This is a genomic window from Streptomyces sp. URMC 123 (assembly GCF_051386515.1).
Classification (GTDB): domain Bacteria; phylum Actinomycetota; class Actinomycetes; order Streptomycetales; family Streptomycetaceae; genus Streptomyces.
This window is the reverse complement of record NZ_JBPQTV010000006.1, coordinates 40,993-65,084: the sequence shown is the minus strand read 5'-3', so window position 1 is coordinate 65,084 and position 24,092 is coordinate 40,993. Positions and strand designations below refer to the sequence as shown.

Annotated in this window: 12 protein-coding genes and 1 pseudogene; 5 read left to right on the top strand and 8 right to left on the bottom strand. The window is 69.0% G+C overall.

Translation table 11 applies throughout. The annotated features are described in order from the left end of the window. Positions 1-150: 150 nt before the first annotated feature. Together ACSNOD_RS02145 and ACSNOD_RS02140 are read left to right on the top strand one after the other, a co-directional pair. Positions 151-549, top strand: a complete 399-nt coding sequence (locus ACSNOD_RS02145) for an OB-fold nucleic acid binding domain-containing protein (RefSeq protein ID WP_436764966.1) — start codon at positions 151-153, stop codon at positions 547-549. A 3-nt stretch (positions 550-552) separates the two neighbouring features. Next, positions 553-1,332: a DUF3159 domain-containing protein gene (locus ACSNOD_RS02140; protein ID WP_436764965.1), complete on the top strand. Its 780-nt coding sequence runs from the start codon at positions 553-555 to the stop codon at positions 1,330-1,332. A 167-nt stretch (positions 1,333-1,499) separates the two neighbouring features. On the opposite strand, the gene ACSNOD_RS02135 is transcribed toward ACSNOD_RS02140, so the two are convergent. Both ACSNOD_RS02135 and ACSNOD_RS02130 read right to left on the bottom strand, forming a co-directional pair. Next, positions 1,500-2,168 carry a potassium channel family protein gene (locus ACSNOD_RS02135; protein WP_436764964.1) on the bottom strand — a complete coding sequence of 223 codons (669 nt, stop codon included), beginning with the start codon at positions 2,166-2,168 and terminating at the stop codon, positions 1,500-1,502. Further along, positions 2,165-2,836: a potassium channel family protein gene (locus ACSNOD_RS02130; RefSeq protein ID WP_436764963.1), complete on the bottom strand. Its 672-nt coding sequence runs from the start codon at positions 2,834-2,836 to the stop codon at positions 2,165-2,167. Before ACSNOD_RS02130 ends, ACSNOD_RS02135 begins: the two co-directional genes overlap by 4 nt. 281 nt (positions 2,837-3,117) lie before the next feature. Between ACSNOD_RS02130 and ACSNOD_RS02125 the strand changes: the two genes are divergently transcribed. Next, positions 3,118-5,184: an APC family permease gene (locus ACSNOD_RS02125; protein WP_436764962.1), complete on the top strand. Its 2,067-nt coding sequence runs from the start codon at positions 3,118-3,120 to the stop codon at positions 5,182-5,184. A 111-nt stretch (positions 5,185-5,295) separates the two neighbouring features. Next, a complete protein-coding gene (locus ACSNOD_RS02120) occupies positions 5,296-6,624 on the top strand; it encodes a class I SAM-dependent RNA methyltransferase (protein WP_436764961.1) in 1,329 nt (442 codons plus the stop codon). Between the two features lie 261 nt (positions 6,625-6,885). Here the strand turns inward: ACSNOD_RS02120 and ACSNOD_RS02115 are convergent, their stop codons facing one another. Further along, positions 6,886-7,425 (bottom strand): hypothetical protein, encoded by a 540-nt coding sequence (locus tag ACSNOD_RS02115; RefSeq protein WP_436764960.1) that lies wholly within the window; start codon positions 7,423-7,425, stop codon positions 6,886-6,888. Between the two features lie 928 nt (positions 7,426-8,353). On the opposite strand from ACSNOD_RS02115, the pseudogene ACSNOD_RS02110 reads away from it, so the two are divergent. Next, positions 8,354-8,470, top strand: a pseudogene (locus ACSNOD_RS02110) (transporter); the annotation flags it as partial. Between the two features lie 234 nt (positions 8,471-8,704). Here the strand turns inward: ACSNOD_RS02110 and mads8 are convergent. From mads8 to mads2, 5 genes are read right to left on the bottom strand one after another with little or no spacing between them, the layout of a single operon-like run. Next, positions 8,705-14,311, bottom strand: a complete 5,607-nt coding sequence (mads8, locus tag ACSNOD_RS02105; protein ID WP_436764959.1) for a methylation-associated defense system ATP-binding protein MAD8 — start codon at positions 14,309-14,311, stop codon at positions 8,705-8,707. Continuing rightward, entirely contained in the window at positions 14,311-15,975 is a 1,665-nt protein-coding gene (gene mads7 / locus ACSNOD_RS02100) for a methylation-associated defense system protein MAD7 (protein WP_436764958.1), read from the bottom strand. The genes mads8 and mads7 overlap by 1 nt, the downstream gene beginning before the upstream one ends. Continuing rightward, complete coding sequence (mads6, locus tag ACSNOD_RS02095) at positions 15,966-20,288, bottom strand: methylation-associated defense system protein kinase MAD6 (RefSeq protein WP_436764957.1); 4,323 nt, start codon at positions 20,286-20,288, stop codon at positions 15,966-15,968. The genes mads7 and mads6 overlap by 10 nt, the downstream gene beginning before the upstream one ends. Beyond that, positions 20,288-21,712 carry a methylation-associated defense system restriction endonuclease subunit S MAD5 gene (gene mads5 / locus ACSNOD_RS02090; protein WP_436764956.1) on the bottom strand — a complete coding sequence of 475 codons (1,425 nt, stop codon included), beginning with the start codon at positions 21,710-21,712 and terminating at the stop codon, positions 20,288-20,290. The genes mads6 and mads5 overlap by 1 nt, the downstream gene beginning before the upstream one ends. Continuing rightward, a complete protein-coding gene (gene mads2 / locus ACSNOD_RS02085; protein WP_436764955.1) occupies positions 21,709-23,850 on the bottom strand; it encodes a methylation-associated defense system DNA methyltransferase MAD2 in 2,142 nt (713 codons plus the stop codon). Before mads2 ends, mads5 begins: the two co-directional genes overlap by 4 nt. Between the last annotated feature and the right edge of the window lie 242 nt (positions 23,851-24,092).

Genomic DNA, 24,092 nt, shown 5'->3' with positions numbered 1-24,092 from the left:
GGCTCGTACGGGGACCGGGGCGGGGTGCCGCCGCCGTACGGGACCGGGCGCGCGCCGGTGGGCCGCTGCGGACGGCGTCCGCCCGACCCCATCCGGTGACCCCCGCCGCGGGCCGTGATCCGGAGCCCCGCTCACCGGTAGGCTTCCTGTATGAGTGCTGTTCCCCGATCCGAGAAGCCGACCGGCCGTTTCCGCCGGTTGCTCGACCGGTTGTCCACCTCACAGGAGGAGCTGCACGCCGACGAGCTCCAGCAGGACGCCGAGGCGACGGGCTGCACGCGGATCTGTGACTGCGACGACCGCCAGATCGTCAAGGTCACCGGCACGCTGCGCACGGTCACCCTGCGGCCCCGGGCCGGCGTGCCGGCCCTGGAGGCCGAGCTGTTCGACGGCTCGGCGGCGCTCGACGTCGTCTGGCTGGGCCGGCGCTCCATCGCCGGCATAGAACCGGGCCGCAAGCTCATCGCCTCCGGCCGGATCTCCATGAGCCACGGCCGACGGGTGTTGTTCAACCCCAGGTACGAACTCCGACCCGTCGGACAGGAGTAGTCGGTGACGTCAGACGACAAGCGAATCGACGAGGGAGCGGCCGCCGCCCCCGGCCGGGACCCGGCCACCCAGGCGGCCCTTTTCGAGGCGTTCGGAGGGCTGCGGGGCCTGGCGGAGACGACGCTCCCCGGCCTGCTCTTCGTGGGCATCTACACCGTCAAGCCGGACGTCCACCTCGCGGCCCTCGCCGCCCTCGGGCTGTCGCTGCTGCTCGGGGTCGCCCGGCTGATCCGCAAGGACACCCTGAAGCACGCCTTCAGCGGTGTCTTCGGCGTCGTCTTCGGCGTGGTCTTCGCGATGATGACCGGTGAGGCCAAGGACTTCTACCTGCCGGGGATGATCTACTCCCTGGGGCTGGCCGTCGCCTACATCGTGACCGCGATGGCCGGGGTGCCGCTGATCGGCCTGATCCTCGGGCCGGTGTTCAAGGAGAACCTCTCCTGGCGCACCCGCAACCCCGGCCGCAAGCGGGCCTACACCAAGGCCAGCTACGCCTGGGGGCTGATCCTGCTGGGCAAGGCGGCGATCCTGTTCCCGCTGTACTGGTGGGCGGACACCACGCAGTTCGGCTGGATCACCATCGCCCTCAAGTTCCCGCCGCTGCTCCTGGCGGTCTATCTCACCTGGCTCTTCCTCGCCAAGGCGCCGCCGCCGATCGATGTCTTCGCCGAGATGGAGGCACAGGAGGCGGCGGAGAAGGCCGAGAAGGCAGAGAGGGCGGAGAAGGCCGAGCGGGAGCGGGCGCGGCTCGCCCAGGGGGGACCGTCCGCCACGGCGGACTGAGACGCTTCTTCGAACGCACGGAGGCCCGGGAACCTCAGCCGGTTCCCGGGCCTCGCGTCGTACGGGGCCGCCGCGGGCCCTCGTACCGTACGGACGCGGCCTCACGCAGTACGGACGCGAGCCTCGCGCAGTGCGGACGCCCGCCGCGTGCCGTACGGGCTGAGGCGCTAGCCCTCGCGCCGTACGGACAGCAGGTCCTCCAGCTGCTCCTCCCGCGCCGGCGCGGCCACGAACAGCAGCTCGTCGCCCACCTCCAGCGCGTCCTCCCGGGTCGGGGTGAGCACCCGCTTGCCCCGGATGATGGTGACCAGCGAGGTGTCCTCCGGCCAGTCCACGTCGCCGACCCGGGTGCCCGCCAGCGCCGCCTCCGGCGGCAGCGTGAGCTCCACGAGGTTGGCGTCGCCCTGGCTGAAGCGCAGCAGCCGCACCAGGTCGCCGACGCTCACGGCCTCCTCGACCAGCGCCGACATCAGACGCGGCGTGGACACCGCGACATCCACGCCCCAGGACTCGTTGAAGAGCCACTCGTTCTTGGGGTTGTTGACCCGGGCGACGACCCGCGGCACCCCGTACTCCGTCTTGGCCAGCAGCGAGACGACCAGGTTCACCTTGTCGTCACCGGTGGCCGCGATGACCACGTTGCAGCGCTGCAGCGCCGCCTCGTCCAGCGAGGTGATCTCGCAGGCGTCCGCCAGCAGCCACTCCGCCTGGGGCACCCGCTCCACGGAGATGGCGGTGGGCGCCTTGTCGATGAGCAGCACTTCGTGCCCGTTCTCCAGCAGCTCACCGGCGATCGAACGCCCGACCGCGCCGGCTCCCGCGATTGCGACCCTCACGCGTGCGTTCCTTCCTCGGGGCCCTCGGCGAACGCCGCCTCGACCTTCTCGATCTCGTCCGTGCGCATCATCACGTGCACGAGGTCGCCCTCCTGGAGCACGGTCTGCGACGTCGGCAGCATCGCCTCGCCCAAGCGGGTGAGGAACGCGACCCGCACACCGGTCTCCTCCTGCATCGTGCTGACCTTGTGGCCGACCCAGGCGGGGGAGGCGTGCACCTCGGCGAGCTGCACGACGCCGCTCGGGTCGCGCCACAGCGGCTCGGCGCCGGACGGCAGCAGCCGCCGCAGCATCTGGTCCGCGGTCCAGCGCACGGTGGCCACCGTGGGAATCCCCAGGCGCTGGTAGACCTCGGCGCGCCGGGGGTCGTAGATACGGGCGGCGACGTTCTCGACGCCGAACATCTCCCGCGCCACCCGAGCCGCAATGATGTTCGAATTGTCGCCGCTGCTCACCGCGGCGAACGCGCCGGCTTCCTCGATCCCCGCCTCGCGCAACGTGTCCTGGTCGAAGCCGACGCCGGTCACCCGGCGGCCGCCGAACCCGGAGCCGAGGCGGCGGAAGGCGGTGGGGTCCTGGTCGACGACGGCGACCGTATGCCCCTGCTGCTCCAGGGTCTGGGCGAGAGCGGAGCCCACTCTGCCGCAACCCATGATGACGATGTGCACGACCGTCCTTCCGGATGTCAATAGTTTTGTCTCAGGCTTTACAGGGTCTCAGACCGCCGCCCAAGCTACACACGGACGGTGCCCCCGGGGACCCCCCGCGCACCGCGGAGCGGTCGCTTCCGGGGCCCGGAGGCGCTCGTCGCGGGCGCCCGGCAGCGGCCATGGCCATGGCCTGGAGCGGCCGTCCCGGGGCCCTGTCCCGGGGCCCCGGGGCACCCGTTTCCGGGCCCAGGGGGTGGTGGAGTGGGCTCCCGACATACCGAGCGCTTACGATCCTCTGCGTGCCCAAACTGACCGACCTGCCCAAACGGATTCTGATCGGCCGGGCGTTGCGCAGTGACAAGCTGGGGGAAACCCTCCTCCCGAAGCGCATCGCTCTGCCCGTCTTCGCGTCCGACCCACTCTCGTCCGTGGCGTACGCGCCGGGCGAGGTGTTGCTCGTGCTGTCGATCGCGGGCGCGTCGGCGTACCAGTACAGCCCATGGATCGCGGTCGCGGTCGTGGTGCTGATGTTCACGGTGGTGGCCTCGTACCGGCAGAACGTCCACGCGTACCCCAGCGGTGGCGGCGACTACGAGGTGGCCAACACCAACCTCGGGCCCAAGGCCGGGCTCACCGTCGCCAGCGCCCTGCTGGTGGACTACGTGCTCACCGTCGCCGTGTCGATCTCCTCCGGAGTGGAGAACCTCGGCTCGGCCGTCCCGTTCTTCGTCGAGCACAAGACGCTCTGCGCGGTTTCCATCATCGTGCTGCTCACCGTGATGAACCTGCGTGGCGTCCGCGAGTCCGGCAAGCTCTTCGCCATCCCCACCTACTGCTTCGTGGTGGGCGTCTTCGCCCTCATCGGCTGGGGCGTGGTCCGCGGCGTGATCCTCGGCGACGACATGCGCGCCCCCACCGCCGATCTCGAAATCCAGGCCGAGCACACCGGCCTCGCCGGGTTCGCCCTGGTCTTCCTGCTGCTGCGGGCCTTCTCCTCCGGCTGTGCCGCGCTCACCGGCGTCGAGGCGATCAGCAACGGCGTGCCGGCGTTCCGCAAGCCCAAGAGCCGGAACGCCGCGACCACGCTGCTGCTGATGGGCGCCCTCGCCGTCACCATGTTCTGCGGCATCATCGGCCTGGCCATGGCGACCGACGTCAAGATGGCCGAGAAGCCCGCCCACGACCTGCTGCGCAACGGTGTGCCGGTCGGTGACGACTACACCCAGAACCCGGTGATCTCGCAGGTCGCCGCCGCCGTCTTCGGCGACGGCTCGCTGCCGTTCATCTTCCTCGCCGCGGCGACGGCCCTGGTGCTCTTCCTGGCCGCCAACACCGCGTACAACGGCTTCCCGCTGCTCGGCTCGATCCTGGCCCAGGACCGCTATCTGCCGCGCCAGCTGCACACGCGTGGCGACCGGCTCGCCTTCTCCAACGGCATCGTGCTGCTGGCCGGCGCCGCCGCCATACTCGTCTACGTCTACGGCGCGGACTCGACCAGGCTGATCCAGCTCTACATCGTCGGCGTCTTCGTGTCGTTCACCCTCAGCCAGACCGGCATGGTGCGGCACTGGAACCGCCATCTGCGGACCGAGCGCGACCCGGCCAAGCGCCGCCACATGATCCGCTCCCGGGCGATCAACACCTTCGGCGCGTTCTTCACCGGCCTGGTGCTGGTCGTGGTGCTGGTCACCAAGTTCACGCACGGCGCGTGGGTCGCCCTGCTGGGCATGGTGATCTTCTACGTCACCATGAGCGCGATCCGCCGCCACTACGACCGGGTGGCCGAGGAGATCGCCGCCCCCGACGAGCCGGGGGACGACACCGTCCGCCCCTCCCGGGTGCACTCCATCGTCCTGGTCTCCAAGATCCACCGGCCGACGCTGCGGGCCCTGGCCTACGCCAAGCTGATGCGCTCGGACAAGCTGGAGGCGCTCACCATCGGCGTCGACCGCGAGGAGACCCGGGCGCTCAAGGAGGAGTGGGAGCGGCGCGGCATCGATGTGCCGCTCAAGGTGCTGGACTCGCCGTACCGCGAGATCACCCGGCCGGTCATCGACTACGTCAAGCGGCTGCGCCGGGAGAGCCCGCGGGACGCGGTGAGCGTCTTCATCCCGGAGTACGTGGTGGGGCACTGGTACGAGCATCTGCTGCACAACCAGAGCGCGCTGCGGCTCAAGGGGCGGTTGCTGTTCACCCCGGGCGTGATGGTCACCTCGGTGCCGTACCAGCTGCAGTCCTCCGAGGTGGCGCGGCAGCGGGCGCGCAAGCAGGCCGAGTGGAACGCGCCGGGCCAGGTGCGGCGCGGGCTGACGGGCGTGGGGTCGACGCCGCCGAACGAGAAGGACGGCGCGACGCTGAAGAAGTGAGGGGCTCCGACCGGGCGGCGCGGCGGCGGGCCGGGGCAGCGTAGACTGGACGGCTGCTGTCCGTGGCCGTAGGCCGCGCCGCCCGACCCCCAGCTCAGGAGCCCCGCCGCCGTGTCCGAGAATTCCCCCGCGTCGCTGGTCGGCGAGGAGTACGAGGTCGAGATCGGCCCCGTCGCCCATGGCGGCCACTGCATCGCCCGCACGCCCGGCGGCCGGGTGCTCTTCGTCCGGCACGCACTGCCCGGTGAGCGCGTCGTCGCCCGGGTGACCGAGGGCGACGAGGAGTCCCGCTTCCTGCGGGCGGACGCCGTGACGGTGCTGGAGGCGTCCAAGGAGCGGGTGGCGGCCCCGTGCCCGTTCGCCGGCCCCGGGAAGTGCGGCGGCTGCGACTGGCAGCACGCGGCGCCGGGCGCGCAGCGGCGGCTGAAGGCCTCGGTCATCGAGGAGCAGCTGCGCCGGCTGGCGAAGCTCGGCCCCGCCGAGGCGGGCTGGGACGGCACGGTGGAGCCGGCCCCGGGCGACAAGGTCGCCAAGGGCGAGGTGCCGGCGTGGCGCACCCGGGTGCAGTACGCGGTGGACGCCGAGGGCCACGCGGGCCTGCGCCGCCACCGCTCCCACGAGGTGGAGCGGATCGACCACTGCATGATCGCGGCGCCGGGCGTGAGCGAGCTCGGCATCGAGAAGCGGGAGTGGCCGCAGATCGCCTCGGTCGAGGCGATCGCTGCCACGGGTTCCCACGACCGGCAGGTCGTGCTCACGCCGAGGCCGGGCGGGCGGCTGCCGATCGTGGAGCTGGACAAGCCGGTGTCGGTGCTGCGGGTGAACGAGAGGACCGGGTCCGTGCACCGGGTGCACGGCCGCCCGTTCGTCCGCGAGCGCGCCGCCGACCGCACGTGGCGCGTCGGCGAGGGCGGCTTCTGGCAGGTCCACCCGAAGGCGGCGGATCTGCTGGTGGACGCGGTGATGCGGGGCCTGATGCCGCGCAAGGGCGACATGGCGCTGGACCTGTACTGCGGCGTGGGGCTGTTCGCGGGGGCGCTGGCGGAGCGGGTGGGCGCCAACGGCGCGGTGCTGGGCATCGAGTCCGGCAAGCGCGCGGTGGAGGACGCCCGCCACAACCTCGAGGACCTGGACCGGGTCCGCGTGGAGCACGGCAAGGTGGAGGACGTCCTGCCGCGCACGGGCATCACGGAGGCGGACCTGGTCGTCCTCGACCCGCCCCGGGCGGGCGCGGGCCGCCGCATCGTCGACCGCGTCGCGGCCCTCGGCCCCCGCCGCATCGCCTACGTGGCCTGCGACCCGGCCGCCTTGGCCCGCGACCTCGCCTACTTCCAGGAGGCGGGCTACGCCCCGACCCTGCTGCGGGCGTTCGACCTCTTCCCGATGACGCACCACGTGGAGTGCGTGGCGATCCTGAGGCCGGTCAAGCAGGACGCCTGACCTGGGCTTTTACGTCGTGTGCACTATGGGCGGTACGTGCGGTACGTGCGATATCTTGACGCATGTTTGACGCACGAACGACGCAGTGTTTTGACGGGGCGTCATGAGGCTTGGCGGCCGCCGGGCGGAGTTTCGGCCGGACGACAGGGGCCCCTCGAAGGGTCGGGGTGCCGGCTGGTGAGGCGGCGGCCCATCCTCGCCCCCGCCCCTCTCGGTGGTGACGTTCCGTGATGCTGGACGGGGTGTCGGGCGGGTGCAGTGTCAGGGGCCGTAGGGGCTCCGGTGCCCGAGGCGCTCTACGCGGGCTGCTGCCCAGTTGATCCATGCTTCGGCTTCGGTCCTGGTCTGGCCTGGGGGCATGGCCTCGACCCGGGTACGTACGGTGCTCACGTACTCCGTCAGTCGGGTGGCGTGGCGCCATGCCGCTTCCTGCGCCTCGAAGTGCCTTACGCGGTACGCCTCGGTGTACTGGACGCGCGCATCTTCCATGGCGGCTTCCCGGCGGATGCGCTTCTGACGCGCTGCTTCGATCTCGTCGAGACGTCTGCGTTCGGCGGCTTCGCTGCGAAGGGTGACCTCCTGTGCGACCTCGGCGAGCTGGTCTTCGAGGGGTCGGTCGGGGGTGTCGGTCCATTCGCTTGCCCGGTGCGGTTGGCCGCCGCTGAGGACGAAGCGGAGGCATTCGGACGGGTGTAATCGAAGCGGGGAACCCCTGATCCGGTTCTTCTTGGCCTCGGCGAGTTCCTTCTCGGTGGCGACGTGCTCGGTCCGGTCCTGTTCCTGGAGGACGAGGAACCCCACCGTCTGGCCCTGTACGGTGATGGTGAAGTGGGGAGACGCACTGTGGCGGCGATGCGACGGGGGTGCGGAGCCGGTCTGTCCTGTGGACTGGAGTGCCCTTCATTCTCGGTGCGATGATCAGCGCCTGGATAAGCCTGAGGGCACGTCCCTGGACGGGCTTGGTCAGGACCATCGGCTGGGTTCCGTTTTGCATGGCCTGGACCGCCGCGTGCGGCCGCGCGAGCCGCGAGGGCACGGGGACGGGTTTGAGAGCGGCCAGACGCCAGGCGGGGATGTCGGCGAACTTGATTTCATACCCGTCACGGCACCAACCTCCGTACAACTTCTTCGTCTCCGGGGTCCTTCCGGACCTGCGTGTCGCGGCGACGCGGGACGGCCACTTCTCCAAGTCCAGGCCACTGCCGCTCTTGACGATCCGGCCGTCGGCCTCCGCGAGCTCTTGCAGCAGCTGCTCCGTGAACGTCACGCGAGACTGTGGGGGAGGGCTTGGCTTTCGCCTGGCGGCCGGGGTTTCCTGCGCTTGCGTGGGCGGGGGTTGCGGAGGGGCTGCCTAGGCTTTCCGCAGGCGAAACCCGCCGGGAGGGTATGTGCCGGGGGGCCAAGTAATGTCGGCCGGCGCTCGTCAGAGAGCGACGCTCCACTGCCTGCCCTCCCGGGAGACCGTGACCGACGGACGAATGTTGTCAGTCCTGGCTGCCAACGACTCGTGCTCGGAACAGATTCGCTCGCAGGGACATGTGGTGCCTTCTCCTGCCTGCGTCAGCAGAAGACGTAGCCTTCCAAGCGAGTCGATCGTGTCCAGAGAGCGGCCCGGGTGTGGGTAGGCGGTGGCAAGGGCTTCGCCAGGCCATTCCATCGCCTTTTCTGGTTACGCGTCCTGCCGCTCCTTCCACACTGTGACGACCGTTCTCAGGATCAGGTGGGCCCCAGGGACGTGACGGGCCTCGGCCACTATGGGACGGGTGACCAGAGGGTACGGCTGCGCGCCGAGCCGGATCTGGAGCGCGCCCAGGACCTGTTCCGCGCCAGCTACGCGGCAGCGTGATGCGCTCATGGACTTTGATGCCGCACGTGGTTTATGCGTGTTCTTCGTCGCGAGGGTGCCTTTCGAAGGACGGGCCGGACGTGGTGGTGGAGGAAGCAGCATCCAGAGAATCCCTGGTTAGGTAACCGGGGATTCTCTGCCTCTATGCCGCCGCGCGCATCGGAAGGTAGCTCGGCTATAACCACCAGCTGGAGGGCTTGGCCGTACCCATTGAGCGGCGTGCGCCAACACACGTCACCTGCTACCTCCCGCAGTCTTGGTCCCACCTCCGTGCATCGTCACCCGGGGGCGACACCGGATGCGCAAGGCACCGTTGGTGAAGGCGGGGTCGGTGGCCTTACTCGACCACACGTACGCCTCGCCAGGTTGGAGCTGTGCCATCTGCTCCGAGCGCAACCCGGCAAAGGCGGTGTTCGCCTTCTGGAGGTGCTTCAGCCAGGCCGGCGAGGTGAACTTATGCAGAATGACGTGGTCGGAAAGTTCAATCAGGGAGATCGGCACGGAAGGAGGATCCTGGCTGGCAACCAGGATGCTCATTCCCTTGTGCCGCATCTCGCGGACGGTCTCGACTAGACCGGCGACGAGGTCGGGACTGTCGATGTATTTGTGGGCCTCATCGAATACGACCAACTTGTTGAAGTGCTCCTCTTCGCCTCGGGCCTCGGCGAAGAGTTGCATGAGGACGACGAAGAGGCCGAGGGCCTCATCCTTCTCGATGTACTCGTCGCGAAGGTCCACGATGATCAGGCGGCCGGGGCGGATCAGCTTGGTGAGGTGGGCGCTGTCGTCGATGTAATCCTCGGCGAGGTTCAGTCGCTCCTGGGCGAGCTGCTTGACGTGATCCGGCATACCGGAGTTGGCAACTCCTTCCCGGATAACGGCGAGGCTCAGGTTGTTGCGGTTGGCCCGCATGATGCGGGTGAGCTGTCGGATGTACGTCGACTGGTTACCGACCGCGCCCATGAGGAAGCGCCAGTGAGACACCTGGAGCTCGCTAGAGGAGAATGCCAGCGGCTGAACCTCGATACCGGGGAACTCCTGCCGGCGCTCGGCCACTTGATCGGAAGGGGCGAGCAGCAGGACATCCGTCAGGGCCTGGGGTTCGGCCCCGTAGCGCTCCTTGAGCACATCGAGCTGTGCGCTGTCGTCGTTCGGCCGAGCCATGGAGGTGAATTCCGGGGCGTAGTCCATGGTCCGGCTGTAATGGAACACCACGGTCGCCAGGGGGTGTGGGAGTGCGTTGATAGGCGGGGTGGGCAATGTGGCCATCTCGATGATGCTGCCCAGGGTGTAGCTCTTGCCACCTCCTTGTACGCCGAAGAGGCTGATGGTGTGGGTCTCATCAAGGTCGACAGCGACCTTCCGGCCAGCCACTTCGCCGAGCACGCCGTGCTGCGCGGACGGACGAGTGACACCGAGGAAGATTTCGGGGAGTGTTCCGTGAAAGGTCATGGCCGGAGTAACGGGGGAGGGCCGGGCGTCGACGGTTGGAGCATTGTGGAAGCCGCGCTGGTCGAGGACGGTGTCCAGGGGGGCCTGGTCACGGATGGCGGGTACGGGCGCACCCGCTTCGATGCCAGGTGTGGACTCCTCCGAATCCGGGTTGTTGTTATGACCCCTCCGTTCAGCGGAGGTAGGTGCGGAAGCTTCATCTGCCTTGGGTGCCGCGCTAGCCTCGTCGGTGAAGGGCACCGCCTTTCCCTCGCTTGCGGGGCCATCCTCCGACTCCGGAATGCTCGCCATGTCGGGTGCACGGAATTCCGCGTCGGGGAGGCGCGGAACCGCCAGTTGCAGCAGCGCTAGGGTGGGAGCGGTGGCCGTGCCGTCCGCCTCCGGCCCTTCCTCGGCGCCACCTTCGACGGGCGCGTCCACGGGGGCACCCGGCCGCACGGTGGGGATTGCGTCGATCAGTTCAGTGACCAGGTCCTTGCCGATCCGGTGGTACTCCACTCCGTTCTCGTGCTCGCGATCGGTTCCACTCCGCGCGAGATCGAAGATCAGTCCGGTGCGGGTGAATTCGAGCCGGTAGCCGTCGTCGAGGCTGTCGAGGAGGGCGTGTGCCGCAGCGCGGGGCGCGTGGCCCACGGTGCCGTGGCGTGCCGCCCGCTCCAGATAGAAGCGGAGCATCAAGCCCAGGGCGAGGTTCTTCACCGGGCGGTCCACCCTGTCCGGAGTGGAGCGGTCCGGGTCGAAGGACTCGGCGAGGATGGTCTCGCTCTGCCGCAGCTGCTGGGCGACCTTCGTCTTGAGGCGCTGGTAGGCGCCGATGTCGTCGAGTGCCGTGTAGCACTTGACCTCGACGAGTCGGCAGGTGATCGTCCGCCGTTGTGCGTCGAGGTGGAATAGGCCGAGGTCACTGCGCTGAAAGGAGAGAGCCTCGCCGAGTTCGCGGGACTGGCGGCGGGCTTCGGTGTACAGCTCGGGATGAGCGTCGAGTGGGACGACCACTTGATTGTGGAGCGCGTCCTGGTAGTCGAGGTAGAGACGGGCCAGGGAGAGGCCGAGGACCTCGGTCCGCTGGTTGGGGGCGGTGGAGGCCAACTTGAAGGCGAGGTTTCCGGAGAGCAGGCGCAGTTGCTCGAAGAAGGTGTTGAGATGGCGCTGCTCCACGTCGATCCCGTGCTGCTCGGCGGTGGGGCCCAGCAGGTTGCGCAGTTCGTCGACCGAGTTCGAGCTGACCATGATCTGGTGACCGAGGCTGCTGTCGAGCGGCGGTGCGTAGTCGATGACGTACTCGGGCCGGTCGCGTCGGGGGGCGTGGTCGAAGTACTCGAGCCCGAGGGTGCGGTCGATGGTCACGACCCAGTCACCGATCCGGTGGGCCTGGTAGAGCAGGGCACGGTCGTCGTTGTCGAGGGAGAGAACGGTGCAGGGCACATTGCGGGGTGCCTGACCGGCGGTGGCGACGTTGGCGGCTGCACCGGCGAGCAGGCCGGGCAGGCGGCTCAGGAGCGTGGCGAGATCCTCGGCGTCCTCCGTGGGCAGAGCGGCCCCATGGCGTGGAACCGTCCGCCAGACGATCTGCTGCTCGGTGTCCTCGTAGGTGGCGGACGTAGTCTGGACGAGCCCGTGGACCGGAGCGTGCACGATGTCGTGACGCCCGACGGAGCTGTGCTGTTCGCCGCCGAAGGCGTCGATGAGGACGGTCAGGTGGGCGTCGAACTCGGCGGACAGTTCACTGAACTCCGCCACGGAGCGCACGGAGTAGACGAGTTTCGCGTTCCGGGTGCCACCCGCGGTGTGGAGGAAGGCCTCCGCCTCGGCGGAGGAGATCTGGATCTGAGGGCTGAGCAACTCGCCCAGGGCCGCCCCGGTCTCCGGCGCTTCCGGGTCGGTGACGCACAGCCGGATGTCGTACGTGAGCTCGCGGGTGGCGGGACGCCGCTGGAGTTCGAGAAGCGCGTCGGCGACGACCTCGGCCCGGCCGGCGTTGACGACGTTCATGACGAGGGTCCGGACGTACGGATGGAGGCGGACGTAGCGCTCCATGCGGTCGGCCAGCGCCGTCCCGGACAGTGCGCCGACCCCGTTGGCGGCGCGGGAAGCGGTGGTCGGCAGGTGCAGTGCGGCGGCGAGCCGGCCCAGCAGGCCCCGGGGGTCGGCCGTCTCGCTGGGGAGATAGGCTCCCCAGTACGGGGTGAGGTTGTCCGCGGCGGCCATGAGGCGTCCGTCCTGGCGCGGGACGGCGAAGGGGAACCCCAGCGGGGAGAGAGCTTCGAGCAGGGAGTCGCGTGCGGCGATGACGCGGCGCTTGTCCGAGCCGGCGAGCCGCCCAGTCCATTCCAAGCCCATGGCCGACCAGCCGGCCAGCCAGAGGGCGCGCAGCGGGTGGGTGGGGGAGACGAGCAGGACGGTGTCACGACGGCCGAGGCCGTCGGTGAGGGCGGCGGCCACACAGTCGATCTGCTGGATCCGGGCCAGTGCCACGAGCGCGGCACCCCGGGCGTCGTCGCCGGCCCGTTCGGCCTGGAGCGACTGGGCCTCCACCAGTTCGGCGTACGCCTCGGCGTAGGCGACGAGTTCATCGCGTACGTGCTCGAAGTCGACGGCCTCGCTGACCAGGAGATCGACCGGCTTTTCCGCGCCGTCACGTCGACCGCTGACGGCGGCGAAATAGGCGCCGCGTGCGACGAGGAAGGCGTCGTACATCTCGGCCGCTCGCCCGCCGAGCACCTCGGCCAGGTCGCCGTCATCGGTGCCGGGCATTTCAGCCGTGCCGTTGGGGTGGAGTACGAGGTGGCGCAAGGAGGTGTCCTCGGGGCGCGCGAGCAGATCCTGCTGGGCCTGCACGAGCAGCGGGGAGAGACGGATCTCGGCGCTTCCCGCAGGCCGGATTCTGGCGTTCAGGGCACGCTGGGGGCTGCGCAGGGACGACGTCTTCCACCGGATGTCGGTGAGCGTGACGCGAGCCGGGTCGTCCCCAGTGGCGAGGGCTTCGAACTGCAGGGACCGGAGCGCCTGCGCGACTCCGTCGTGACGGCCGGCGCTGCGCTCCGGCGGCTCCTCGGTCTCGGCGTCGGGGATGACGTAGAAGCGCTCGCTCTCACCGCCGGGCAGATCGTGGGCGCCGGGGGCGACGTCGAGGGGGTCGCCCGAGGCGTCGAGCGGGGTGACACGGACGTAGTGCCACCCCTCCTCCCAGTCGATCTTGTTCAGATTGCGCAGCGGGGCCTTGTACTCGGGCTTCGCCCGTGTTCCCTTGGCGACATGGGCGATCCGTCCGATAGGGCCGCCGCTCTCCGAGACGATCTCCACCCGGAAGCGTTCGAGCCCGTCCACCTTGAGCGGAGAGGGCTCGACCGTGAAACGGGCCGTCAACTCGCGAACGCCCTTCTCTCCGGCGAGAAGGTAGGGCTGGCCCACCATGGCCTGGAGCGCCGGATAGGTGTGCTGCTCCTCGGCGTTGTCACCGGCGGCTGGCAGGCCGAGCTCGCGGACGTCGATGGAGACGGTGACCTGCCGCCGCTCGTCGATACGCCAGTTCCCGAAGGAGAGCCCCCAGTTCTCCCGGTCGACGACGATGCGGCGCGTCCAGGCCACCGGATCCTCCAGGCCGCAGCGGGTGGCGAATCCGGCGAGCTTGGCGGCGAAGTCCGCGTCGTTGAGACCGAGGTCGAGAACCCGCTGGCGTTCGGAACGGTTCGACGAGGTCAGCCTGTCGACCAGCCCCCGGTTCCGCTCAGCCCGGTCCTTCACCAGGGTGGGGTCGGCGTAGAGGTCGAAGTCGGGGACGAGCCCGAAGTGGTAGACCGCTGCGCCGGCGACTCGCTCACGGAAGCCGTTGATCTGGAGCGTCAGTAGGTAGGACGCGACCGTGCGGTCGCTCAGCCGGCGGTCGGCATTGCGACGGAGGGCGGCGAGCAGCTCGTCCACTCCCCGGCGCAGCCGGTCCGGCACCTGCTGCAGCAAATGTTCGGCAAGCTGACCGTACGCGTCGCCCAGCGGTACCTCCTCGAAGGTCGCGATACCGAAGGAGTCCTCGGCACTCACCCGGGTGCCCGGCGGCACGAAGACGAGGAGCGGACCGGGCAGCACGCCGTCGCCTTCGGTGCGGTTGCGGAGCTCGACCAGCTTGGTGCTGGTGACAGTCACATCGTGGAACGGGTGGTCAGGGTTGAGGTCCTCCGCGGTTCCGAGGACACACACGGTGGCCGCCGGGCCGAGCGCTCCGCGCAACCGGCGCACCAGGGGTGCCGCCAGCTCGGCCTCCACCTCGGTGACCCGCATGCAGTGGCCGGCCGCCCGCTCCCCGACCAGTTTGGCGAGCCCGGGCACGAGCACGCCTTCCAGAGCCTCGCGGAGGTCCTTGGCCGTGATCTCTGTCAGTCCGGTGGCGCTCATCAGGCCCCCGCTCCCGTCGTTGCCTCGGTTCCGATGGTGTACCGGGGGGTGATGGTCTGTGTCAGATAGGCGTCGGACATGTCCTGGTAGTAGCCGATCTCACGGAGCCGGTTCAGGAATGCCGCGGCGTTGGCGCGCAGCGTTGCTTGCTCGTCCAGGTGCGCGCCGGAGAAGCCGTCGGTGTCCGGCAGCTGATCGATGTAGAGCCCGTACCGGTCGCGCAATAGGGCAAGGAACTCGTCCACCCGCATGGGCGCGGTCCTGAGGTTCCCCGACCCGTCGTCGCCCTCCCTGAGCAGCGACACCTGAAGGAGCACTTCGAGAAGGCGGGCGTCGAGGACGAACCGGCGCGCAGTGCCGCTGCCGCCGGAACGTCCGCCGCGGGGCTGCGCGAGCAGCGCGCCGGGACGGTGCTTGAGGAGCATCGAATCGAGGCAGTCGATGAAGTAGCCGCGGTAGTAGCGCCCCCGGTAGTGCATCAGCATCTCGATGTACTCGTCGAAGGGGGAGAGCTTGAGCTGGGTGATCTGCTTCAGCTCGGCGGGCAGGTCCTCTTCTTCGTCCCGCACGCGGTTGACCCGCTGGAGGAAGAAGGCGTCGCGGTCCTTGGTGTACGACTTGCCGAGCCGCTGCAGGGCTTCTTCCGGGGTGAAGTAATTCCGACCGGCCGGGTGGCTGAGCTTGGTGGTCTTGACCGCCAGATGCTCGGAGAACTCGTCCAGCTTCTTCACTTGGTAGGTGGCCTGGATGAAACGCGAGATCTGCCGGTACCAGATCTCCGCGCTGTGCTCGGCCAGCGCGGCGGCCGGGGTGCCGGGAATCCCTTCGACATCGAGGAAGAGCCGCGCCCGGTACGGGCAGCGGTCCGCGGTCTCCTCTCCCGGGTGTCCCTTGCGGCAGGCGGCAGAGCCCGTGCCGGCTTCGACGACCGCGGGTAGCAGCTTCATCATCCGCAGGTGGTATAGGGACAAGTGAAAGGCGAAGAGGATCTTCAGGTAGTCCACGAGGACGGTGCGAGGCATGTGGTCCTGGTGGTATAGCAGCCGCATGACGTCCTGGCACAGCTGCTGTGCCGGTTCGGCGCACAGCGGCGGGTATCGCTTGCGGGGCTTGCTGGTGTCGGGACGGTCCTGCATCTGCTTGCCGGCCTGCTGTACGAGGTGCAGCAGCGCCTGCGTCTCCACGTCGGTGCCCGGGCCGGGAGTGATCTCGCCGGTGGAACGGTCCACGTCCGAGAAGAAGAACTCACGGAGCTCCTTCAGCGCCCCCTCGTTCTCCGCGAGCATCTCGTACAGCTGCTCGTCGGCCCCGTACGGGCGCGACTTGCGACTGTTGCGGAAGCGGTAGGTGAAGCCGTGTAGCGGCCGGGGGCTCGCCACAGCCTCGGTCGCCTTCCCACGGTTGACCAGGTCCAGGAGGTGGGTGGATGTCCAGCGGGTGGTGGTCTCCCTGTCGAAGCCGTCGAAGACCTCCGGGTGCTGCAGGAACAGTTTGACGAACACGTCAACGTCGAGCGTGTTCGCCCGGCTGATCTTGCTGGGCATTCCGCCGTGCCACAGGCGGGCCAGGAGCGCGGTGAGGACGCGGTCCATGTCCAGCGCCTTGTAGTCGATTCGGCTGATGCCCGGGTGGTGGAACGTTCCCAGGGATGCGGTCAGCGCCATGTCGTCTCCTCCACCCCGGCGGCGTGCGGGCCGGCCCCGTCACCGTGGTCGGCCGTTGCCGTCAGTTCTTCCATGTGCAATACGGAGTCCTCGGTACGGTGGATCCGCCGCAGGTCATGGCCGTGCGTGGTGAGAAGGACTTCCTGGTACGGGACGGCCGCCAGCCGGTTTTTGAAGACGGCGAGGGCGAGCTGCTGCCCCTGCAGGTCGGCGACCGAGGGCCGGTAGCCGCGCTCGAAGCGCCGCAGCAGCTCGAACAGGTCGAGTCGAATGTCCAGTTCGGCCGTGCCGCCCTGATTACCGGCCGGATCCCGGTAGCTGAGACGCAGCGAGGTGCGCCCGGACTCGATGTACGGGGAGGCCGGTGCGGCGCCGGGTTCCAGCCGGAAGCCCTCGGCCGGGAACCGGCGGAAGCTGCGGATGGTGCCGCCGGGTACGTCCCGCACTTTCAGCGCGAGGGCGTCCCCGATGCGCTCCGGGGCGACGAGTCCTTCACCGCGGTTGAGCGCCCGCAGGATGGCGTCCCGTTCCCCGGTGCCCGCTTTGGTGGCGCGGGAGAGCAGCTCCATGAACCGTAGAACCGAGGGGTAGGGGAGCATCCGCTCGGCCCGCTCCTCGTCGTGGAGCTCGAAGTAGAGCAGTCGGCGGGCCGCGTCCACGTACCGGCGGTGAGCGGCAGCCTGGGAAGCACGCTCGGTGGCCGACCGGCCGAGCTGCGCGAACTCCTGGCGGAGCAGGACACGGTCGCGGTCTCCGCGCCCGTCGACGGTGACCAGCGCCCCGTCCTCAAGGAGTCCGGCGTAGTCGAGCCGCCGGTCCAGCTGCGGCTGGGGCACCGCCGCCACGTCGGCCTCCCGCAGCAGGGAGAGCAGCCGGTCTCGTTCACGCGGGGAGCCGTCGGCGGCGGGCGGGGATCCCAGGTGCGCGGAGAAATAGAAGCTGTCCAGGATCTGCTGGGACTCACCGGCCGCGTACAGATGGTGGATCTCGGCGCAGTCGCGGCCTGAGGTGAGCGTGTAGGCGAGCGCGGAGCGCAGGTCGCGCAGCGTGATGTGAAGCTTTCCGCGCAGCTGGGTCAGTTCGTAAACGCGCCGCAGGCGCCGCTTGGCCTGGGGGCCGGCGGCAGGGTGCTGAAAAGTCTGGGCGTTGTGCCGGGCGTAGCAGACGGCGGCGAGGTCGCAGCTCTCGCAGTCCTCCCAGAAGCGGTCGCTTGTCATCCGGTCCAGCATCCGCTCCAGGAGCGACTCCCCGTCCTGCGGTTTCCCGTCGGCACCGAGCGGGCGGGCGGCGACATCACGCGCGTTGAGGTTGACGACGGCGACCGACTGCCCAGTGGCGTTCCCTGCGAGACCGAGGTTCGCCAGCTTGGCGAGGTGCGGGAAGCGATCATGGTGGTGGCTGAGGAAGTCGACCAGGCGGCCCTCGTTGATGGCGATCAGCCGGGTCTCGCCCTGGACCTGCCAGGACGACTCGTCGGTCCCGGCGAACGGCGCGAAGAACGCCTCCAGGACGTCGTCGCCGCTGGTTTCGCCTTCGTCCTGACTTCCGTCGTGATTCGTGCGGAAGCGGTGCCCGGCCAGCGTGAAATCGGTACCGTTGGGACGGGCTGGCCCGAACTCGGCGCCGAGGTCGCGGGCCTGCCTCTCGAAGCTCTCCAGGAAAGCGGTCTTGCCGTCGCCCGCGTTGCCGGTGACTACGACCAGCGCGTGCCGTCCCGCGCGGAGCGCGGGGACGAGCTCCCGGTCCAGGGCCGTCTCGACGTACACGGACATGGCGTGCGGGTCTAGGCCACGGGTGCCCCGGTTGCTGCGCCGGCTCTGGCTGTAGAGCGTCTGCAGGTGCGCGACGAACGGGTTGCTGTTCGGTTCGGGCGGGCCGCCCCGGACGTCGCCTCCGGTGGTCGGCGACGCGGGCGGCTTCTGACCGAGCGTCGGCACCGGTGCCGACGCGGTGGCTACGCGCACGGACTCCAGCGCCTCCAGCGCGCCCAGGAGCTCTTCGGCGGTGGTGAACCGCTCGCCCCGGTAAGGGGAGATCATGCGCAGCAGGGTCTCGGCGAAACCGGGCGACAGATCACTGAACCCGCTGTACTCGGTGCGCGGGTCGAGCGGACGCACGCCCGGCGACGGCTGGCCGACGCCATCCCAGGGGTACTGCCCGCCGGTCAGCGCCTCGTACAGGGTGACGCCGAGACCGAACAGGTCACGGTCGGTGTACCCGGGGCCGTCGGCGGGGACCTGGTCCAGGTCGGGCGGGGTGTAGCGCGGGCTGGTGTAGGTGTGCCCCTCGGAGGAGTCCGCGGTCTTCGCGATCCCGAAGTCGATCAGCTTGACGCCGTCGTCGGTCCACAGCAGATTGCTCGGCTTTATGTCACAGTGCCACACCCCGCGCTCGTGGATGTGCCGCAATCCGCGGGCCGTGTCGACCGCGAGCCGCAGGACGTCCGCCGCTCCCATCCGCCCGCCTCGGATCACCTCGGCCACGTCCTTGCCGTCGACGAACTCGAAGACCAGGTACGGGTACTCGTCCGGCGGCAGCAGCCGGTCCGCGTCGACCATCGCCACCACATTGGGGTGCCGCGCGTCCTGGAGCCGCTGCAGGACGTCCGCCTCGCGGCGCAGCCGCTCCAGGACGGAGTCCCGATCCCGCAGGACCAGCTTCACCGCCCGGTCGACACTCCTTATCGTGTCGTACACCCGGTAGGCCACACCGAACGAACCAGGACGGCCGAGCCGGTTGCGCACCAGGTACTTCGTGCCGAGCTGGAAGTCGGCCGGCAGGTCCCGGAAGAACTCCGGGCCCCGCGGGGCGTCCGGTGCCTGCTGCGCGGCGGCAGCGGCCGGAGACCCGGAGGCGGAGGACGAGCCGATGCGTTTGGCCGGGGCGTTCCGCCCGCCCATGACGAGGTCGAGCCGCCGCAGCGCCTCGACGGCGGTGGGCCGACCCGCCGGATCCGTCGCGCACAGCTTCTGCAGCCAGTGGGCCAGCTCCACGCGTACCTGTGCCGCTTCGAGCCCGCTGGCCGGCAGCCGTCCGGCAGCGTCGGCCTGCTCGGTAGCCGAGGAGAAGGGCAGCTCGCCGGTGAGGAGCTGGTAGCCGATGACGCCGACGGCGTAGATGTCGGCCTTCATACCCATAGCGGACGGGTCGGCGTGGCACTCGGGCGCCAGATACGCGCGGTCGGCGATCTGGTGCGCCTCCTGCCCCACGGTGTGAGCGCGCCGCTGCGCCGTCTTCGCGTACTCGAATCCGGTCAACATCGCCCGGCCGTCCTGGGCGATCAGAACCGTCGACGGGTTCAGCTCCCGGTGCGCGATGTGCCGGTGGTGCGTGTGCGCGAGGCCCATCAGGATGTGCCGGATCGTGCGCAGTTTCGCGTCCGTGGTCAACGGGTCGGCGGCCCCCGTCAGATGCAGGGCCAGCGCGTGTCCGGGCACGTCGTCGTAGACGGTGACGAAGACGCCCTCGTCGTCATCGGGGAAGAAGTCCCGCACCCCGACGATGTTCGGGTGTGGGGGCAGTTTGCCGAGTGCCTCGTACGCGATGCCGATCCGCTTCTGCTGCAGCAGCCGCTCGGCCTCCGGGGCGTACGGGTCGGCCTTGCGGACGGACAGCCGGACCGTGCCCGAACCCTGCGGCGCGATGGCGTTCTTGGCCCGGTACTCGCGGTGGATGCCGTCGCTGCTCTCCTCGGGCGCGGTCTCGCCAAGCCGCTCTATCACCTCCCAGCTACCGAACTGCAGCGGACCGGACGGCGGACGGGATGCCCCCTGGACCGTACGCACGATCAGCTCGTGGTGGGCGGAGATGTCCGTGTCGAACCGGTTGGTGGAGGTGGGGACACGGCTCACGTCCGCGAGCCGCCCGATCAGGTCGGGCAGCTTCACGGTGTCGCGGGCGTCCAGATGCCGGGGTGTGCGGTCGACGAGCAGGGCGTCCGGCGCGGGCAGCACCACGAGCGCGTCGGTGTAGAGCCGGGACAGTTGCCGGTGAGCCGTCTCCAGGATCGTCTTCAGATGCTTGGCGTGCCCGCGAAGCTTCGGCAGCGGGGAGCGGAACGGGGCCCGGCGGGACGGGTGCCACTTCCGGCCGTCGACCTCGATGCGGCCCCGGGCCCCCTTGACGTCGATGACGTACACGGCGTGCCCGGTGACCACGACGAGGTCGACCTCGAACAGCTCGTTCCGGTGGTGCGGAATCTCGACGGAGTGCAGGACCGTCCAGTCGTCGGGGGCGTGATCACGCAGGTGCGCGATCACCCTCCGCTCGGCATCGTTGACGGCCTCCCCAACTGCAACGATCCTGGCACCCATCAGCCAGCGGCCTCCTCGATGGCGGTGGTGAGCAGCGCGAGGGCCTTATCTTCGAGGACGTCGGCGCGGTCGCGGCACTGGTAGGCGTAGCGGACGGTGGCAGCGATGCGGGCGCGGTCAGCGGGGGGTGCGAGGGGGATGTGCAGTTCGCGCAGGAACCGAGGGTGATACTCCTGCTGCTTGCCCCCGACACTGAAGGAACGCAGCGCCCGGAAGGCTGCTTCCGACCTGAAGAAGGCAAACAAGTAGGCGCCAGATACTTCTGGGTCGCCACTGAGGACGCGGACGTAGTCCTGGCTGTAGGCGTGCTTCAGCCACGATCCGGTGACGAAGATGGAACGGCTGTACACCTCGTTCTCGCCCAGAGTTCCACGTGCCGCGACCAGGATCGTCTCGTCCTTGAGGCGAATGTCGTCGGGAGCCTGCGCTTCATTGATCCAGCGCCCCTCAGGGCGGAGCCAGAAGGACTGACGCTGGCCGATGAGGCGGACACCATGCCCTGGGTCGCTGTCGATTCGCTTGAATCGGGCGCCTGTCCTGAGGGTGCCGCCCTCACAGATCGCGCCGAGTGATCGGCCGGGCACCGCTCTCAACTTCTCAATCAATCGCTGTGCCCTTGGCGCGAAGTTCAATGCTCGTAGGGAGACTGACCCCACACTTGCGACCTCGAAGCCGAGATCCCGCTCCTGTTGGTGCCATCGCAGCTCATTCAGCTCGGGTAGCCCGTTGCTGTCGAAGAAGTCCTGCGTCGCTGCGACGAGCTGCTCCTGGTGCCGAGCCCGCAGTCGAGCGCTGTGCTCCACAAGCCGATGGATCCGGCCCTCGACCTCCTCGCCGAACCGCGGCACCGGAAGCCCCGCGATGTGGTGCGGCTCGATGTGCTTCACCGCCGACCCGTACACCGACCCGCGTACGAGCGACTCGCCGAAGCGGCTGAGGAGGAAGGCGTACAGATACCCGGACTTGATCTTCTTCGGGTCGGGCTCGACCTTGACAATGTCTTCCGAAGCCCAGCAGTCACCCATGTCGGGTCGGACGTAAGCCCGTCTGCCAGCATTGAAGCCCGAGCGTGAAATTAGCGTCATCCCGGGTTTGAGCCGGAGGTTCGACAAAGCGGGCGACTCGGCGTCCGTCTTCCGTAGCCGGGGCAACCCGGTGAGGTCGGCCGCCATCATGTCCTTCGTACCGAGGAACGGCACACTGTGCTCGGGGTCCGTGAGGTAGATCCTCCGGAACATGGGCCCGCTGAAGATCCCGCCGTTGTGCCCGGCAGCCAGACTTGCCAGAGGCTCGGACTTCGGGATCCGCTCCAGCAGCTTCTTAGTCTTCATCGAACCCGCGACATACGGCGACGCATCCAGCCTCAACCCTTGCTCCGCGAGCCAGCTGGACATCACCGGGTTGGAAGGGTTCGCGATCTTCACGCGCCCGCCCCCGTGACCTTGCGCGCGTCCACGCCCGGCATCGGATGCTTGGCCCGGAACTCCCGGTACTTCTCGGCGATCACCGGCAGGTCGTTGTCGATGACCGGCTTGCTGCGCCGCAGCGGCCGAGTTACCTCCTTGCCCCGGATACGGAGCCGCTCCATCACGACCTCTGTCTCCACGACGATGTCCCCGTTGGGCTCGCGCTTGTACAGGTCGTTGCCGCGCCGGTCGAAGCCGACCTTCTCGGCGACCGCCATGAAGACCGGGTACGACTTCTCTGTCCCCAACCGGCAGTTGCGCACTTCCTGCTCAGTCTTTCGCTTCAGGAAGAGGAGCGTGGTGAGGATGTTGACGTTGGCGTCGACGACGAACGTTTCCACCGGGAGCTCGACGCTCGCGAGCACCCAGCAGTGCTCCAGGATGTACCGGCGGATCGCCTCGTCGGTCGGCCCGGGGTTCGACAAGATGCCGTTGGGCAGGACGATGCCGATCCGCCCGCCGGGCTTTACCCACTCGATGGCCCGCTGGATGAACAGCTGCTCCGGCGCCATGCTCGCCGGCGTGCTGGTGGTGCTCGCCTCGACCTCGCCGGTCTCCTTGTTCCGTCCCCACGACTTGGCGATGCCGTCGCGGAACGAACCGAGGACCGACTCGTCGCTGACCGGGATGTCCGCCCCGAACGGCGGGTTGGTCAGCAGTACATCGACGGTCTCGCCGAGCGGGATCTTCTTCTTAGCCTGCTCCACGCCGGAGAGGTGCCCGCGCGGGAAGGCGAGGGAGTCCATGTGGAAGACATTGCCCGTGGTCTGCGCGAGCGTCATGATCGCCATGGTTGTCGCGCGTACCAGGAACGGGTCGAAGTCAGCGCCGACCAGGTGCTTCTCCGCGTACGCCTTGAGCCGGTCGCCGTAGCGCTCGCGCTCCTCCTCGGTGTCGGGGAAGCCGAAGGTGCCGGCTTCCTTCTTCCAGCTGTCGCGCAGGTGCTTGAGTGTGGCCTGGAGGAAGCCTCCGGTACCGCAGGTCGGGTCGAGAACCGTCTCGTCCTCCTGGGGATCGAGCATCTCCACCATCAGGTTGACCGCGCCGCGCGGGGTGAAGTACTGGCCCCGGTCGCCGCGCAGGTTGGTGCCAACGAGTTCCTGGTAGGCGATGCCCTTGGCGTCGACATCGGTGCCGGTCAGGTCGTACGGGGCGAGCTCACTGACGATGAAGGCGAGCGCCCGGTCGGACAGGGTGATCTCGTCGCTGGGCTTGAAGACGTCCTTGTACTCGGTCTTGACGTCCTCGAAGAGCTCCTTGACACGGGCGCTGATGGCGGCCCGTCCGTCCTTGTCGAACATCTCTTTCAGACCGGTACGGAACCGGCCTCGCCCGGTGCCGCGGCTGACCCGCTCGTCGTACATCTTGGAGAACAGCAGATAGAGGAACTGCCAGAAGGCGGCGTCCTTCGGCATTCCCTCGTTGCCGTGGATGTAGTTGTGGCAGCGCCGGAAGGCGATCTTGAGCATTTCCGGGTCGGCCTGGCGCAGCCGCTGGTGCGAGGCGACGGTCCGGCTGCCGATGGTCCCGTCGGCAATCTCCCAGTCGCTGCGGTCCTCGAAGGTCACGCCGAAGTCGCCGACCACCTTCTTGAGGAAGAAGAAGTCGACGCCGTCCGTCCACATACCGTCCACGCACTTGGGCCGGTCCTCGTTGCCCATCAGCTCCTGGAGCTCGGCTAGGTCCTTCTCCGCCTGCTCGGGCTCGCGGATCTTCACGACGTTCTTGCCGCGCTTGGGCTCCTGCTTGCAGACGACGACCCGGCGCAGGTTCGCCGTGGTGTGCGGCATCCCGGACTCGAAGATCGCGATGTCGGCCTTCTTCGTCCGCTTGCGCGTGGCGCCTTCCTCACTCACCGTGACGGAAAAGTCGCGGGCCATGTCGTGGGGGTCGATACCATGCTCGTGGACGAGAGCCCGGGCGATGCGCTGGCGCACCTTCTCCTTCGCCGTCTCCTTGATCGCGACACCGCTGATGTAGTCGACGACCTGGCCCTCTTCCAGGGCCGTGACCTGGGGCTGGGTGTCCTCCGCCGCAGGCTCCGCGCTGTCCCCGGGCTGCCGCGGGATGTCCAGGTCCAAGGTCAGTTCCTCCATCGGCGTGCTGCTCTTCTTCCTTGTGCTCGGTGGTGCGGGGCGGTGTCCCGGTCGGGCAGGTCCGCGCGTGCGCGATCACAACCGCCACCTGCGAATCCTACGGCCGCCAGGGCACCCCCAACGGTGGTTCCCGTCAGGAGGCGGGGCTGCCTGCCGACGCCGCTGCGCGAGACTACAGCGAGGCACTGACAATCCCCGGGGTGCGCCGTCCGGCAGCGGCGCGTCACTGCCTCCGCCTCACG

Bases quoted from the DNA above. Each gene is read 5' to 3' on its own strand.
- ACSNOD_RS02145 (WP_436764966.1), top strand. From the start codon at position 151: ATGAGTGCTGTTCCCCGATCCGAGAAGCCGACCGGCCGTTTCCGCCGG.
- mads8 (WP_436764959.1), bottom strand. From the start codon at position 14,311: ATGAGCGCCACCGGACTGACAGAGATCACGGCCAAGGACCTCCGCGAG.
- mads7 (WP_436764958.1), bottom strand. From the start codon at position 15,975: ATGGCGCTGACCGCATCCCTGGGAACGTTCCACCACCCGGGCATCAGC.
- mads6 (WP_436764957.1), bottom strand. From the start codon at position 20,288: ATGGGTGCCAGGATCGTTGCAGTTGGGGAGGCCGTCAACGATGCCGAG.
- mads2 (WP_436764955.1), bottom strand. From the start codon at position 23,850: ATGGAGGAACTGACCTTGGACCTGGACATCCCGCGGCAGCCCGGGGAC.